This window comes from Cryobacterium sp. TMT1-66-1, from assembly GCF_004403435.1.
In the GTDB taxonomy this organism is placed as follows: domain Bacteria; phylum Actinomycetota; class Actinomycetes; order Actinomycetales; family Microbacteriaceae; genus Cryobacterium; species Cryobacterium flavum.
In genome coordinates this window covers 193,013-207,750 of the sequence record NZ_SOGP01000022.1, presented here as the reverse complement: position 1 = coordinate 207,750, position 14,738 = coordinate 193,013, and the positions used below count along the sequence as shown (strand labels likewise).

Annotated in this window: 13 protein-coding genes and 1 other RNA gene; 9 read left to right on the top strand and 5 right to left on the bottom strand. The window is 66.7% G+C overall.

All coding sequences use genetic code 11. The features are described from left to right. Positions 1 to 3: 3 nt before the first annotated feature. Genes E3T29_RS16180 through E3T29_RS16145 form a run of 8 tightly spaced genes read left to right on the top strand, consistent with a single transcriptional unit; the run spans position 4 to position 8,736 of the window. Complete coding sequence (locus E3T29_RS16180) at positions 4 to 504, top strand: (2Fe-2S)-binding protein (RefSeq protein WP_134346567.1); 501 nt, start codon at positions 4 to 6, stop codon at positions 502 to 504. Continuing rightward, positions 501 to 2,894: an aerobic carbon-monoxide dehydrogenase large subunit gene (locus E3T29_RS16175; protein WP_134346566.1), complete on the top strand. Its 2,394-nt coding sequence runs from the start codon at positions 501 to 503 to the stop codon at positions 2,892 to 2,894. The genes E3T29_RS16180 and E3T29_RS16175 overlap by 4 nt, the downstream gene beginning before the upstream one ends. Before the next feature lie 3 nt (positions 2,895 to 2,897). Beyond that, positions 2,898 to 3,812 (top strand): XdhC family protein, encoded by a 915-nt coding sequence (locus tag E3T29_RS16170; protein ID WP_134346565.1) that lies wholly within the window; start codon positions 2,898 to 2,900, stop codon positions 3,810 to 3,812. Between the two features lie 30 nt (positions 3,813 to 3,842). After that, positions 3,843 to 4,745 (top strand): MoxR family ATPase, encoded by a 903-nt coding sequence (locus E3T29_RS16165; protein ID WP_134346564.1) that lies wholly within the window; start codon positions 3,843 to 3,845, stop codon positions 4,743 to 4,745. Continuing rightward, the gene (locus tag E3T29_RS16160) at positions 4,738 to 6,024 is read left to right on the top strand and encodes a VWA domain-containing protein (RefSeq protein ID WP_241987858.1); all 1,287 of its coding nucleotides are present in this window, start codon (positions 4,738 to 4,740) and stop codon (positions 6,022 to 6,024) included. Before E3T29_RS16165 ends, E3T29_RS16160 begins: the two co-directional genes overlap by 8 nt. Next, complete coding sequence (locus E3T29_RS16155) at positions 6,024 to 6,824, top strand: SRPBCC family protein (protein WP_134346562.1); 801 nt, start codon at positions 6,024 to 6,026, stop codon at positions 6,822 to 6,824. Before E3T29_RS16160 ends, E3T29_RS16155 begins: the two co-directional genes overlap by 1 nt. Before the next feature lie 17 nt (positions 6,825 to 6,841). Then, positions 6,842 to 8,008, top strand: coding sequence for an XdhC family protein (locus E3T29_RS16150; protein ID WP_134346561.1), 1,167 nt, complete (start codon positions 6,842 to 6,844; stop codon positions 8,006 to 8,008). Continuing rightward, positions 8,005 to 8,736 (top strand): PIG-L family deacetylase, encoded by a 732-nt coding sequence (locus tag E3T29_RS16145; protein WP_134346560.1) that lies wholly within the window; start codon positions 8,005 to 8,007, stop codon positions 8,734 to 8,736. The genes E3T29_RS16150 and E3T29_RS16145 overlap by 4 nt, the downstream gene beginning before the upstream one ends. A gap of 229 nt (positions 8,737 to 8,965) precedes the next feature. On the opposite strand, the gene ssrA is transcribed toward E3T29_RS16145, so the two are convergent. The 5 genes from ssrA to prfB all read right to left on the bottom strand — a co-directional run bounded on the left by ssrA (position 8,966) and on the right by prfB (position 13,199). Then, positions 8,966 to 9,340, bottom strand: a transfer-messenger RNA (tmRNA) gene (gene ssrA / locus E3T29_RS16140). 117 nt (positions 9,341 to 9,457) lie between these two features. Then, entirely contained in the window at positions 9,458 to 9,934 is a 477-nt protein-coding gene (gene smpB / locus E3T29_RS16135; protein WP_092108491.1) for an SsrA-binding protein SmpB, read from the bottom strand. A gap of 88 nt (positions 9,935 to 10,022) precedes the next feature. Continuing rightward, positions 10,023 to 10,937 (bottom strand): permease-like cell division protein FtsX, encoded by a 915-nt coding sequence (gene ftsX / locus E3T29_RS16130; protein ID WP_134346559.1) that lies wholly within the window; start codon positions 10,935 to 10,937, stop codon positions 10,023 to 10,025. Continuing rightward, a complete protein-coding gene (gene ftsE, locus E3T29_RS16125) occupies positions 10,934 to 12,010 on the bottom strand; it encodes a cell division ATP-binding protein FtsE (RefSeq protein WP_134346558.1) in 1,077 nt (358 codons plus the stop codon). The genes ftsX and ftsE overlap by 4 nt, the downstream gene beginning before the upstream one ends. Before the next feature lie 76 nt (positions 12,011 to 12,086). Next, positions 12,087 to 13,199: a peptide chain release factor 2 gene (gene prfB, locus E3T29_RS16120; protein ID WP_092341372.1), complete on the bottom strand. Its 1,113-nt coding sequence runs from the start codon at positions 13,197 to 13,199 to the stop codon at positions 12,087 to 12,089. A gap of 66 nt (positions 13,200 to 13,265) precedes the next feature. On the opposite strand from prfB, the gene E3T29_RS16115 reads away from it, so the two are divergent. Continuing rightward, positions 13,266 to 14,555: an MFS transporter gene (locus tag E3T29_RS16115; protein ID WP_134346557.1), complete on the top strand. Its 1,290-nt coding sequence runs from the start codon at positions 13,266 to 13,268 to the stop codon at positions 14,553 to 14,555. Positions 14,556 to 14,738 lie beyond the last annotated feature (183 nt).

The window sequence follows — 14,738 nt, the reverse complement described above, 5'->3', positions numbered from 1 at the left end:
CCAATGCAGATCAGCATGACCATCAACGGAACTTTCGTCACTCGCGAGATCGAACCGCGGGTGTTGCTCGTGCACTTCATTCGCGACGACCTGCGACTCACCGGAACGCACTGGGGCTGCGACACCACCAACTGCGGCACCTGCGTGGTGCTGATGGACGGCCAGCCGGTGAAATCCTGCACGGTACTGGCGGCCATGGCCGACGGGCATGCGATCACGACCGTGGAGGGACTCGCCAACGGCGCCACCCTCGACCCGGTGCAGCAGGGCTTCATGGAGGAGCACGGACTGCAGTGCGGTTTCTGCACTCCCGGCATGATGCTCACCGCCCGCGCGCTGCTCGACCACAACCCGCATCCCGAACCACTGGAGATTCGCGAAGCCATCTCCGGCCAGATCTGCCGCTGCACCGGCTACGCCACCATCGTGCGGTCCATTCAGTGGGCGGCCGAGCATCCGGTCGGGGCCACCGCTGAAACAACTGATGAAGAGGTGCACGCATGACTATCCTTGAGGACCGCCCGTCGAACCCGGCCGCCGGCGACCACGATCGGCCCGTCGGCCACGGCCGCATGCAGCGCAAGGAAGACCCGCGCTTCGTGCGCGGCAAGGGCCACTACGTCGACGACATCGTACTGCCCGGCATGCTGCACGGTGCCATTCTGCGCGCTCCCGTCGCCCACGCCCGGCTGGTCTCGATCGACACGACCGAGGCCCTCGCGCACCCCAAGGTGCTCGCCGTGATCACCGGCAGCGACCTGCAGGCACTCGGCCTGGCCTGGGCGCCGACCCTGTCGATGGACGTTCAGGCCGTTCTCGTCACCGACAAGGTGCGCTTTCAGGGCCAGGAGGTGGCGTTCGTCGTCGCCGAAGACCGCTATGCGGCCCGCGACGCCCTCGAACTGATCCAGGTCGAGTACGACGTACTGCCGCCGGTCGTCGACGCCCGCAAGGCGATGGATCCGGGCGCTCCGGTCATTCGCGACGACCTCGAAGGCCGCACCGACAACCACATCTTCGACTGGGAAGCCGGCAACAAGGCCGAAACGGATGCCGTCTTCGCCAGCGCCGACGTCGTGGTCACGCAGGAGATCGTCTACCCGCGCGTGCACCCGGCGCCGATGGAAACCTGCGGCGCCGTCGCCGACTTCGACCCCATCGACGGCCGCCTCACCCTGTACGAAACCACGCAGGCCCCGCACGCCCACCGCACCCTGTTCGCGATGGTCTCCGGCATTCCGGAGCACAAGATTCGCGTGGTCTCCCCCGACATCGGCGGCGGATTCGGCAACAAGGTCGGCATTTACCCGGGCTATATTCTCGCCGTGGTCGGCTCGATCGTCACCGGCAAACCGGTGAAATGGGTCGAGGACCGCTCCGAAAACCTGATGAGCACCTCGTTCGCCCGCGACTACATCATGCAGGGCGAGATCGCGGCGACCAAGGACGGCAAGATCTTAGGCCTGCGCACCAACGTGCTCGCCGACCACGGTGCCTTCAACGCCACCGCCCAGCCCACCAAGTATCCGGCCGGCTTCTTTCACATCTTCACCGGCAGCTACGATCTTACCGCTGCGCACTGCACCGTCACCGGCGTGTACACCAACAAGGCACCCGGCGGCGTGGCCTACGCCTGTTCGTTCCGGGTCACCGAAGCGGTCTACCTGGTCGAGCGGATGGTCGACATCCTGGCCCGCAAACTCGAGATGGATCCCGCCGAGTTGCGGCTGAAGAACTTCATCAAACCGGAGCAGTTTCCCTACGCCAACAAAACCGGCTGGGAGTACGACTCCGGCAACTACGAACCCACCATGCGGCTGTCGATGAAGATGGCCGGCTACGACGAACTGCGCCGCGAACAGAAGGAAAAACGCGAACGCGGCGAACTGATGGGCATCGGCATCTCCTTCTTCACCGAAACGGTCGGTGCCGGCCCCCGCAAGGACATGGACATTCTCGGCCTCGGCATGGCCGACGGCGCCGAACTGCGCATCCACCCCACCGGCAAGGCGGTCGTGCGCATCTCGGTGCAAAGCCAGGGGCAGGGCCACGAAACGACGTTCGCGCAGATCGTGGCGGAGGAGATCGGCATTCCGCCGGAGGACATCGACGTCGTGCACGGCGACACCGACCAGACCCCGTTCGGCCTCGGCACCTACGGCAGCCGGTCCACCCCGGTCAGTGGCGCCGCCGTGGCCCTCGTGGCCCGCAAGGTGCGGGAGAAGGCCCGGTTCATCGCCGCGGCCATGCTCGAAACCCGCCCGGAAGACCTCGAATGGGAGAAGGGCCGCTGGTTCGTCAAGGGCGACCCGAGCGTGGGCAAAACCATCGCCGAGATCGCGATGGGCGCCCACGGCACGGTCGCGCTGCCAGAGGGCATCGACGGCAACCTCGACGCCGAGGTCACCTACGATCCGCCCAACCTCACCTTTCCGTTCGGCGCCTATATCTGCGTCGTCGACGTCGATCCGGGCACCGGACACGTCAAGGTACGCCGGTTCATCGCCGTCGACGACTGCGGCACCCGAATCAACCCGATGATCATCGAGGGGCAGATTCACGGCGGCCTCACCGACGGCGTCGGAATGGCGCTGATGGAATTCATCGAATTCGACGCCGAGGGCAACTGCCTCGGTGGCTCGTTCATGGACTACCTGATTCCCACCGCCATGGAGGTGCCCGACTGGGAGACCGGCTTCACGGTGACCCCGTCGCCGCACCACCCGATCGGCGCCAAGGGCGTCGGCGAATCGGCCACCGTCGGCTCTCCCCCGGCCGTCGTCAACGCCGTCGTCGACGCCCTCGCCCCGTTTGGCGTCGTGCACATGGATATGCCGTGCACGCCCGCCCGCGTGTGGGAGGCCATGCAAGGCCGCACGAGACCTCCGGTGTAAACCGTGGGCCAGGCAACCCTGGAGCGGGAGCTCGTTGCACGCCGTGAGGCCTTCGTACACGCGACGGTCGTGCGCGCCCAGCGCCCCACGAGCGCGCACGCCGGCGACACGGCGCTTGTGCGCGCGACCGGCGAGATTGACGGGTTCGTCGGGGGAACGTGCGTGGAGGCATCCGTTCGCCTGTACAGTCTGCAGGTACTCGAAAGCCGCCAGCCGCTGCTGCTGAGGGTCGTGGCGGGTGTGCCGTCGAGCATTGTGGAAGACGGCGCCGTCGAGGTCTCCAACCCCTGCGTGAGCAATGGTGCGATCGAGATCTTTCTCGAACCGCGCATTCCGCTGCCGAGCCTCGTCGTCGTCGGGTCGACCCCCGACGCCGACGCACTCGCCGCCCTGGCACCGCTCGTGGGTTTCGACCTCGTGCAAGCGGATGGCGCGACCGCCGCCCCGCAGGCCGGCGACGCCGCCCTCATCGTCGCGTCCCACGGCCGCGACGAAGAGCCGGCGCTGCTCGCCGCCCTGGCTGCCGGGGTGCCCTATATCGCGCTCGTGGCCAGTCCGAAGCGGGGCGCGGCGGTACTCGCCTCGCTCGACGTGTCGCCCGAACAGCGCGCGCGGGTGTTCAGTCCGGCCGGGCTCGACCTCGGGGCGCGCACGCCCGGCGAGATCGCGGTGTCCATTTTCGCGCAGCTGGTGCAGGAACGGGCCGGGCGCGGGTATCCGTCTCATGCTGCTGCAGTTGACGCGGCGAGCGCCGCTGAACCGGCTGGCAACGCGATCGACCCGGTCTGCGGCATGACGGTGGCCGCGCTGACCTCGTCATTGCAGGTGGAGCATGGCGGCGAGACCGTGTATTTCTGTGCGGCGGGATGCCGCAGAGCGTTTCTGGCGAATCCGGAGCGGTATGCGACCGCGCGCTAGAGCCCTGGCCTGTCGCCAATGGTGCGAGCAATGAGCGCGGATTCCGTGGCCGAACTGGTGCCCTCCGTCGCCGCGCTGCAGAGCGCCCTCGACGCCGAGGACTACCTGGCCGATGAGGGCCTCGCAACGGCGGTGTTTCTGGCCGTGCGCATGCGGCAGCCGCTGCTGCTCGAGGGCGAACCCGGGGTCGGCAAGACCGAGATTGCCAAGGCGCTGGCCCGGATGCTCGACACCGAACTGTTTCGGCTTCAGTGCTACGAGGGAATCAGCGCCGGAGAAGCCCTGTACGAGTGGAACTACCCGCGGCAGCTGCTCGGTATCCGTTTGGCGGAGGCGCGCGGCGTTGAACTGGCCGAAACGGAATTGTTCGGGCGGGACTACCTGCTTCGCCGCCCGCTATTGCGGGCGATCGAGCATGCCGGCCCGCGCCCGGCCGTGCTGCTGCTCGACGAAATAGACCGCGCCGACGCCGAGTTCGAAGCCTTCACCTTCGAGCTGCTTGCCGAGGCGGCCGTGACCATTCCCGAGCTCGGAACCGTCGAGGCCACCCACCCGCCGATCGTGATTCTCACCAGCAACCGCACCCGCGACCTGCACGATGCCCTCACCCGGCGCTGCCTGTACCACTGGATCGACTACCCCGGTCCGGAGCGGATCGCGCAGATCGTGCGGCGTCGGGTGCCCAGCAGCTCGCAGGCCATCGCGACGGATGCCGCGGCCGCGATCACCCGGTTGCGCTCGCTCGACCTGGTCAAACCGCCCGGAATCGCCGAGGCCATCGACTGGGTGAGCGCCCTCGGCGTGCTCGGAATCGAACAGCTCAGCGCCCGCGCGGTCGAGCAGACCTGGGGTTTCGTGCTGAAGAACCGGGACGATCAGGGCCTGGCAGCGTCCCGCGGCTCCGCGTGGGTCGCCGAGGCTGCCGGTGCCTGACCGCGTGCGGCATCCACCGGTCGAAGCGGCGGCTCTCGCCGCCGGCTTCAGCACCGCCCTGCACCGGGCGGGGCTTCCGGTCTCGCCCGACCGGGCCGCCCGGCTGGCCGAGGCGCTTCGACTCATCCCCCCGACCGACCGGGCCGCCCTGTACTGGGCCTGCCGCATCGTGTTCGTCTCCCGGCAGCAGCACCTCAACCGCTTCGACGCGGTGTTCAGCGCCGTGTTCGACGGCCGGCTCGACCCGGCCGAAAGCCGCGGCGACCCCAACGCTCCCCCGGCGATCGGCTCCGAAACCCGCACGAAGGCCGCCCCGCCGACCAACCGACCGGCCGGCGCTCCCGAGCCTCAATCCGAGGCCAGCCCGCCCGCGCCGCTGCCCGGCGCGGGCTCGAGCGACGACAGCGACGGCCCCGAGCGTGATGCCATTCTCGCCATGGCGTCCCGTGACGAGCACCTGCACGAGATGGCCTTCGCCGATCTCGCGCCCGAGGAGCTGGCCCGGTTGCGCCAGCTCGTGGCCCGCATCGTGTTGTCGACGCCGACCCGGATCAGCCGGCGCGCGCATCCGACGCCACACAGCCGTGACCGGCTCGATCTGGCCCGCACTGTTCGGGCCGCGCAGCGCAGCGGCGGCGACCCGATCGCCCTGCACTTCACGCGGCGCCTCCCGAAACCACGACGGCTCGTACTGCTCTGCGACGTGTCCGGTTCGATGGAGCCGTATACCCGGGTGTTCCTCTCGCTGTTGCAGGGCGCTGCCTCCGGCGCCCGCGCCGAAGCCTTCGTGTTCTCGACCCACCTCACCCGCCTGACCCGGCAGCTCGCGCTGCGCGACCCGGACCAGGCGCTCGCGCAGGCGGCCGCCACCGCGACCGACTGGGCCGGCGGCACCAGGCTGGCGACCAGCATCCGTCGGTTCATCGACGACTTCGGACGCCGCGGCCTGGCCCGGGGAGCGGTGGTCGTGGTGTTCTCCGACGGCTGGGCGCAGGACGACCCGGCCGACGTCGACGCTCAGATGGCGAGGCTCCGCCGTCTCGCGCACCGCATCGTCTGGGTGAATCCGCGCAAGGCCGCCGTGGACTACCGGCCACTGGTCGGGGGCATGGCCGCCGCCCTGCCCTACTGCGACGCCTTCGTCAGCGGGCACAGTTACGTCGCCCTCGCCGAAGTGGCGGCCGCAATTCGCGGCGACCTATCCGAGAACAACCCGCGGGCATCCGCTCGCCGACCAACTTCCCACCCAATCGTCATGACTCAGCAGAGGACACCCTGATGCAAATCGACACCACCTTCACCGTCGCCGCCCCCGTCGACACGGTGTGGAACACCCTGATGGACTTCGAGCGTGTCGCCGGCTGTGTCCCGGGAGCGCAGATTCTGAACAAGCTCTCCGATGACAACTACCAGGTGGGTATGAAGGTCAAACTCGGCCCAGTGACCATGCAATACCGCGGCCAGATGAATGTCGACGAGCGCGACGCTGACACGCACCGCGCCGTCTTCTCGGGCAAGGCTCAGGAAACTCGCGGGCAGGGCACGGCCCAGGCCACGGTCACGCTCGTGCTGGTCGAAACCGACGGCGTGACCCAGGGCACGGTCAGTGCTGACTTGTCCCTGTCGGGCAAGGCTGCGGCCATGGGTAAAGGCGTCATCAGCAGCGTCACCGAGCAGATGATGGGATTGTTTGCCGGCAATCTGCAGGAGCTGATCGAGAGCGGCGGGTCTGACGACGGCAGCACTGCAACTCCCGTCGGCGACCACGTCGACGAACCAGCCACCCTCGCGCAGGCCTCCCCGCGGGCGGTCACCGATGTGACCGACATTCCGCCGGGAGACGCCCCCGCCGCCGACACGCTGCCCGACGTCACAGCGGAGGCCCCGGCCCGGCCCGGCCTGCCGCCCCGCCCGGTGCCGCACCGTTCGGCACCCGCTGCGGCGCCGAGCCTGGACGCCATGACCCTGGTCAAAGGCGTCATCACCGACCAGCTGAGCGACCCGGTGAAACTTCTGGGACTGCTGGCCACGGTAGCGTTCATCGCATACCAAATCGGTCGGCGCGCGTCCGGCCGCTAGAGCGAAGGGAGACCACGATGCGTGAAGTACTGGATACTCTGTTCAGCGGCTGGGAGAACGGTGCTACCGCCGGTCTGGCCACGGTTGTGCGCACCTTCCAGTCCGCGCCGCGCCCGGCCGGTGCCTCCATGCTGGTCAGCGCGGACGGCACCGTGGCCGGCTCGGTCTCGGGCGGCTGCGTCGAAGGCGCCGTCTACGAACTGGCCACCCAGGTGGCCGAAGACGGCGTGCCGCAGCTCGTGCGCTACGGCATCAGCGACGACGACGCGTACGCGGTGGGGCTCACCTGCGGCGGAATCCTCGATGTCTTCGTTGAACCCGTCTCGCGCGACACCTTCAGCCTGCTCGAAGGGGTGCACGACGACGTGGCTGCCGGGCGTCCGGTCGGCGTCGCGACGGTGATCGAGCATCCGGACGCCGCCTGGATCGGCCGACACCTCGTGGTGCGGCCGGACGGGTTCGAGGGTGACCTCGGCTCTGATCGTGCGAACCACGCGATCGGCGATGACACCCAGGGACTGCTCGCCGCCGGGCGCAACACGACGCTGACCTACGGCGCGGATGGCGAGCGACGCGGCGAGGGCATGCAGGTGTTCTTCGCGAGCTACGCGCCCCGGCCCCGCCTGCTCGTGTTCGGGGCGATCGACTTCGCCACCGCCCTGGCCCGCCTCGGCACCTTTCTCGGCTACCGGGTCACGGTCTGCGACGCCCGCGGGGTCTTTGCCACCCATGCCCGGTTTCCCGGCGTCGACGAAGTCATCGTCAGCTGGCCAGACCGCTACCTGCGGGAGCAGATCGTCGGCGGCCTCATCGACCCCCGCACCGTCATCTGTGTGCTCACCCACGACCCTAAATTCGATGTTCCCCTGCTCGAAGCGGCCCTGCACGGCCCACCGGTGGCGTACATCGGTGCGATGGGATCGCGGCGCACGCACCTCGACCGCCTGGAACGCCTGCGCCAGGTCGGCGTGACCGACACCGAGCTCGCCCGGCTGCGCAGCCCGATCGGGCTCGACCTCGGCTCGCGCACGCCCGAAGAGACGGCCGTCTCGATCGCTGCCGAGATCATCTCGCTGCAGTGGGGCGGAAGCGGCGAGCCTCTGCACACCCTCGTCGACGCCATCCACCACGACGACCTCGTCGATCCGAACCCGCCGTCCGGCCACCGATTGATTGACGTATGAGCATTCTCGACTCCGTCACCTCGGTGCTGTTCGTACACGCGCACCCCGACGACGAGACCATCAGCACCGGCGGGCTGATCGCGTATCTGGCGAGCCGCAGCATCCGCATCAGCCTGGTCACCGCCACGCGCGGTGAGCGCGGTGAAGTCGTTGCCGGGTCGCTCTCGGTGCTTGCCGGCACCCCCGCCCTGGCGGAAGAGCGCGAGCGCGAACTCGAACGCGCCGCCTTCACCCTCGGCATCAACGACGGCTTCTGGCTCGGCGACAAACCGGCCCGCGCGCCCGGGCTGCCCGCACGCCGCTACCGTGACTCCGGCATGGAGTGGATACGTCCCGGGCTGGCCGGCCCGGCCGCCGGTTCAGAAGCGGATGCCCTCGCTCGCGCACCGCTCTCCGAGATCACCACTGACCTCGTCGCTATTCTCCGACACGTGCGACCGAGCCTCGTCATCAGCTACGACGCCACGGGCGGCTATGGCCATCCCGATCACGTGCGCGTGCACGACGCCGCCCTCCGCGCCAGCCGCAGCCTCGCGATCCCCTACGCCGAGATCATCGACACCCCCACAGCGGATGCTGAATGGTTCGACCTCGAGGCCCAACACGACACCGTCGCGGCGGCTCTGCGCTGCCACGCGAGCCAGCTCACGGTCGACGGCGACTTCATCGTGCACTCCGGGGGCCAGCGCGAACCCATCCGCACCGCGATCGGCCTGCGCCTGCGCTGACCCACCACGCCCTGAACGCTGCAACTGCGGAGATTTCCGCGAAATCGGCCTGGAATTGCCGAAATCCACAGCTCTGGACAGAAATTTCCGCAGTTCTGAACGCCACCACCGCTACCAAGACTGTCCCGGCACGATCAGGGTGCCGAAATATTGCGCTGAAACTACTGAGGCCGCCCAATTGGGCGGCCTCAGTAGAGCGCGGAAGCTCAACAGCGTGTGACAGAACCTATGGTGGAGATGCGGGGAATTGAACCCCGGTCCACTGCTGTGGTCATATGCCTTCTACGGGTGTATCCAGTGAAATCGCTTTCTCGGCCCCGGAATTTGCCACTGGCATCTACTCCGACAGGCCCAGCCTTCGTTTAAGTCCCTCTACGCCCCGTGGCTCAATGTAGAAGCAAGCTCTCTAAATGGCGTCAGGATCCGGGTAGAGAGCATTCCCGGTCTGGCGGACTTCGTTAGTGCTTTCGCTTAGGCAGCGAGAGCGAAGTCAGTGCGGTTTGATTTGGCACTTATTGTTTTGCAGAGATCGTTTACGAGATAACCCTGCATCCTCGACCCGCTTCTCACAATTGCGCAAACAATGTCGAAACCGATCATCCCCATACACATCGCACGCCTTAAAGCGCAGAGCGACGGGTTCGTGTCACACGCTGTTGAGTTACCAATCTGCACCAGTTTCGGTGCAGCCCCCTATCTTACAACAGAAGGCCTGGGGTGCCTAGTCGCCCAGGTGGCGCTGCGCCGACATGGCGCGATCCGATTCGCGCTTGTCGGTGCGTTCGCGCAACGTCTGGCGCTTGTCGTACTCCTTCTTGCCCTTGGCCACGGCGATCTCCACCTTGGCCCGACCGTCCGCGAAGTAAATTCGCAGCGGAATGAGCGTGTAACCGCCCTCCTTGGTCTTGTGGCTGATCTTCACGATCTCTTTCTTGTGCAGAAGGAGTTTGCGCTTACGACGCGGCGGGTGATTGGTCCACGATCCGCCGGAGTACTCCGGAATGTGCACCGCATCCAGCCAGGCCTCGCCGCCCTCGATGAAGGCGTAGCCGTCGACGAGGGTCGCTCGCCCGGCGCGCAGGGACTTCACCTCGGTGCCGCTCAAGACCATCCCGGCCTCGTAGGTGTCACTGATGAGGTAGTCATGTCGGGCCTTGCGGTTGGTCGCCACGACCTTTTCGCCACGTTCCCTGGGCATGCACCTCACCTCAATTCTTTTCATTCAAACGGATGCCGCCGGCCGATCCGGCAGACAACCCACCAGTCTAGCGGCATCCGCTTAAACGTTAGACCTTGAGGTAGCGGGTGATCGCGAAGTTCGCCGAGAACGCGGCCAGCACCGCACCGACCACGAGCAGGATCGGCACCACGACGAGCGCGTCATCCATGCCGATCAGGGCGAAGCCGGTGAGCCTCGCGCCGAGATAGCCCTGCACGAAGAAGTATACGAGCGCCACGATCGCACCTCCCGCCAGCAGCGAGCCAAGCAGGGCAGCGAACACGCCCTCCAGAATGAAGGGTGTCTGAATGAAGCGGTTGCTGGCACCGACCAGCCGCATGATGCCGAGTTCTCGCCGCCTGGAGAACGCCGACAAACGGATGGTCGTGGCAATCAGCAGCGCCGCCGCAATCAGCATCAACCCGGCGATTCCGATGGCCGTATAGCTGGCCACGTTGAGCACTGAGAAGATCTGGTCAAGGTATTTACGCTGGTCAGCGACATTTTCAACACCAGCGACCCCCGATAGGCTCTCCACCAGCACCGCCGACTGCGACGGATCCTTCAGGTTCACCCAGAAGGTCTGGTTGAGCTGGTCGGCCGTGACATAGTCGGCGACCGGGTTGCCGGCGAACTGCTTCTTGAAGTTCTCGAACGCCTGCTCGTGCGTCTCGAAATAGTAGTTGTCGATGAACGGCGCCAGGGTCGGCGACTTCAGCTGAGCCTCGACCGCGGCGATCTGCTCCGGCGACGCGTCGCCGCCGGTGCAGGTTTCTCCGGGCGAGATGTCGGAGCACATGTAGATGCCGACCTGAGCTTTGTCGTACCAGAAGTTCTTCATCTGGCCGATCTGCATCTGCATGAGAATGGCCGCACCGACGAAAGTGAGCGAGATAAAGGTGACGAGCACGACGGAGACGACCATCGAGGCGTTGCGCCGCAGACCGTTCGCAGCCTCGGACAGCACCAGACCGAGCCTCATCGGGTCGGCCCCACGTTCTGCTCGCCCGTTTGGTCGGGTTTCTCCCCCGGCGCCCGCAGGCCGAGTTTCTCGGCGAGGGTGAGCTGCTCTGGGGCATCGTTTGGGGCAACCGGAAGCACCGGGCGCGTCATCGGCGGAACCTCGTCGTCAACGGCGGGCACCGGGGCCACGCGGGTCGCGGCGACCGGCTCGGGCTCCGCGGTCGACGCCGCCGCGACGGCAGCTGCCGCAGCCTGGTGCAGCGACACGCTGGTCTCCGGAACCGGGGCAGACGGATGCGTCAACGCTGGTTCGGGTGCAGCAGCCGGCCGGGCGTAGACCGACGCGACGGGCGCGGGGGCGCTGGTGGGGTCATCCGCTGTGGCTGCGGGAAGTACGACGGGAATAGACGCGGTGGCGTAGCCGCCCTGGCGTTCGTCACGCACGATCTCGCCGTTCACGAGTTCGATCACGCGGCGCTGCATCTTGTCGACGATGCCGGCCTCGTGGGTGGCCATGATCACGGTAGTGCCGCCCGCGTTGATGCTCGCGAGCAGCGACATGATCTCGGCGCTCGTGGTGGGGTCGAGGTTTCCGGTGGGCTCGTCGGCCAGCAGAATCTGCGGCTTGTTCACGATGGCGCGGGCGATGGCCACGCGCTGCTGCTCACCACCGGAGAGTTCGTGCGGCAGGCGCTGGGCCTTTTCGGCCAGCCCGACCATTTTGAGGGTGTCGGGCACGGCTTCCTGAATGAAGCCGCGGCTCTTGCCGATCACTTGCAGGCTGAACGCGACGTTGTCGAACACCGTCTTGTTCGGCAGCAGGCGAAAGTCCTGAAAGACCACGCCCATGTTGCGGCGAAAGTAGGGCACCTTGCGGTTCGAGATCGACCGTAGGTCCTGGCCGAGCACGTGAATGCTGCCACTGGTGGGCTTTTCCTCCTTGAGCACGAGCCGCAGGCAGCTCGATTTGCCCGATCCGGAGGCGCCGACCAGAAAGACGAATTCGCCTCGCAAAATCTCGACGTCGATCGAGTTCAGTGCCGGCCGAGTGGTGCCGGGGTACTTCTTGGTTATGTGATCAAAACGGATCATAGCTCTTAGAGCCTAGGCATCCGTTGGCGTTTTCCCTACAGCGACATACCCGAGGGGCCGAAGCCTCAGCATCCGTTTAGTCTTCGGGAGCTTTCTTGCGCCAGCGGATGCCGGCCGAGATGAATCCGTCGAGGTCACCGTCGAAGACGTTGCTGGGGTTGTTCACCTCGTACTCGGTGCGCAGGTCCTTGACCATTTGGTAGGGCGCGAGCACGTAGCTGCGCATCTGGTCGCCCCAGCTCGCGGTGATGTTGCCCGCCAGCTCTTTCTTGGTCGCTGCCTCTTTCTCGCGCTCGAGCACGAGCAGGCGCGACTGCAGCACGCGCATGGCGGCGGCGCGGTTCTGAATCTGGCTCTTCTCGTTCTGGCAGCTCACCACGGTGCCCGTGGGCAGGTGGGTGATGCGCACGGCAGAGTCCGTCGTGTTGACCGACTGGCCGCCGGGACCGCTCGAACGGAAGACATCCACGCGAATGTCACCGTCGGGCACCTCGATCGACTCGGTCTGCTCGATCAACGGCACCACCTCGACCGCGGCGAACGAGGTCTGCCGTTTGCCGGCCGAGTTGAACGGGCTCATCCGCACGAGGCGGTGGGTGCCGGCCTCGACGCTGAGCGTGCCGAAGGCATAGGCGGCGTCGACCTCGAAGGTCGCGCTCTTGATGCCGGCCTCTTCGGCGTAACTGATGTCGAGCACAGTGGTGCGGTAGTCATGCTGTTCGGCGTAGCGCAGGTACATACGCAGCAGCATCTCGGCGAAGTCGGCGGCATCCACTCCCCCGGCGCCGGCGCGAATGGTGATGACGGCGTTGCGCTCGTCGAACTCACCGTTGAGCAGGGTCTGCACCTCGAGCTCGCCGAGCAATTTCTGCAGGCTCGCGAGCTCGACGGTGGCCTCATCGGCCAGTTCTTGATCGCCCTGGCCGTCGTTGGCCATCTCGACGAGAGTCTCAAGGTCGTCGAGCCTGGTCGTGATGCTCTCGATGCGCGCCAATTGCGCCTGCCGGTGGCTGAGGTCGCTGGTCACCTTCTGGGCGTGGTCGGTGTCGTCCCACAAATCGGGCATACCGGCCTCGCCGCTGAGGTCGTCGATGTCCGCGCGCAGTCGATCAATGTCGATCACCGAGCGGATGTCGCCGAACGTGGTCCGCAGCGCGGCGATCTGTACTGAGAAATCCAAGTCAATCATGTTCCGTTCAGCCTACCGGGCGAAGTTTGCGGCGGGTCCGGGTCGCCGGGAGTAGCATCGAAACCGATGAGCAACGCCGACCGCCCCTTCAGCCTGCGCTCGGTCGCCCTGGTGGCGTTTCTGCCGACCCTGCTCTTTTCGATCGGTGAGGGCTCGATCATCCCCTTGATTCCGGTGGTGGCGAGCAATCTCGGGGCGTCTCTCGCCATCGCCGGCGTCATCGCGGCGATGGTCATGCTCGGCGAACTCGTCGGTGACATTCCCAGCGGATGGATCGTCTCGCGTATCGGCGAGCGCAACGCGATGATCGGGGCATCCGCTCTGACCATCGGTGCCGTGATCGTCTGCATTGTGGCTCCCAACCCGCTCGTGCTGGGTCTCGGTATTTTTTTGGTTGGACTGGCCACGGCGATCTTCGCCCTGGCCCGGCACGCCTTCATGACCAACTATGTGCCGTTGGTCTATCGAGCGCGGGCGCTCTCGACCCTGGGCGGTGTATTTCGGGCTGGCTGGTTCGTAGGCCCCTTTCTCTCGGCCGGACTCATTCACCTCACCGGTGGCACCCAGGCCGTGTTCTGGGTGTTCATCGTCTGTTGCGTCGGCGCGTCGGTCATGCTGCTGCTGTTGCCGGACCCGTCGAAAACCTTCGCCACTCCGTCCGCTGATGAGACTGTATTCGACGCCACCGACACAAGCACGGGCGCCATCAGCAGCACCGGAACGGCGCGGCCGGCCGTGCCGGTGCAGGGATTATTCCAGACCATTTGGAGTCACCGTGACGTGCTGTTGCGGCTCGGCACCGGCGCCGGTCTGATCGGGGCGATGCGAGCCAGCCGCACGGTGATGCTGCCGCTCTGGGCGGTCAGCATCGGCATCAGCGCCCCCGACACCGCGCTGATCATCGGCATCGCCGGCGCAATCGACTTCGCCCTGTTCTATGTCAGCGGCCAGATCATGGACCGGTTCGGCCGCATCTGGAGCGCCCTGCCCTCGATGATCGGGCTCGGCGCGGGCCACCTGGCGCTCGCCTTCACCCACGACCTGCCGAGCAACGTGGAGTGGTTCATCGGCGTGGCCATGTTCCTGTCGCTGGCCAACGGGATCGGCAGCGGCCTGCTCATGACGCTCGGCGCCGACCTGGCGCCGCGCCCGCATCCGGCACCGTTCCTCGGCGCCTGGCGGTTCACCGCCGACTTCGGCAGCGCCGCGGCACCGTTGGCCGTTGCTGGGATCACCGCCCTCGTGTCCCTGTCGGTGGCCAGCGGGGTCATGGGCGCTATCGGCCTCTGTGGCGCCGTTCTGCTGCGCCGCTACATTCCCCGATACGCGCCGCACCGCCCTGGCCACCTGCTCTAGCCAACCTGCCGTACCCCACTCCACCTGCTCAGGCAGAATAACCCCTGCAATTTGCGCGCCGGCCAGAAGACTTCCGGGAGATTACAGGCATCCACAAATCAGGCCCCACGATTTGCAGGAGTTATGCTGCCCAGGCCGCGTTACGAGGAGTGTCTCGACTCTAGTACGACTCGCCGTGGCCAG

Coding starts and splice junctions, on each gene's coding strand:
- E3T29_RS16145 (WP_134346560.1), top strand. CDS start 8,005: ATGAGCATTCTCGACTCCGTCACCTCGGTGCTGTTCGTACACGCGCAC.
- E3T29_RS16155 (WP_134346562.1), top strand. CDS start 6,024: ATGCAAATCGACACCACCTTCACCGTCGCCGCCCCCGTCGACACGGTG.
- E3T29_RS16165 (WP_134346564.1), top strand. CDS start 3,843: ATGAGCGCGGATTCCGTGGCCGAACTGGTGCCCTCCGTCGCCGCGCTG.
- E3T29_RS16180 (WP_134346567.1), top strand. CDS start 4: ATGCAGATCAGCATGACCATCAACGGAACTTTCGTCACTCGCGAGATC.
- E3T29_RS16115 (WP_134346557.1), top strand. CDS start 13,266: ATGAGCAACGCCGACCGCCCCTTCAGCCTGCGCTCGGTCGCCCTGGTG.
- ftsX (WP_134346559.1), bottom strand. CDS start 10,937: ATGAGGCTCGGTCTGGTGCTGTCCGAGGCTGCGAACGGTCTGCGGCGC.
- prfB (WP_092341372.1), bottom strand. CDS start 13,199: ATGATTGACTTGGATTTCTCAGTACAGATCGCCGCGCTGCGGACCACG.
- E3T29_RS16175 (WP_134346566.1), top strand. CDS start 501: ATGACTATCCTTGAGGACCGCCCGTCGAACCCGGCCGCCGGCGACCAC.
- smpB (WP_092108491.1), bottom strand. CDS start 9,934: ATGCCCAGGGAACGTGGCGAAAAGGTCGTGGCGACCAACCGCAAGGCC.
- E3T29_RS16150 (WP_134346561.1), top strand. CDS start 6,842: ATGCGTGAAGTACTGGATACTCTGTTCAGCGGCTGGGAGAACGGTGCT.
- ftsE (WP_134346558.1), bottom strand. CDS start 12,010: ATGATCCGTTTTGATCACATAACCAAGAAGTACCCCGGCACCACTCGG.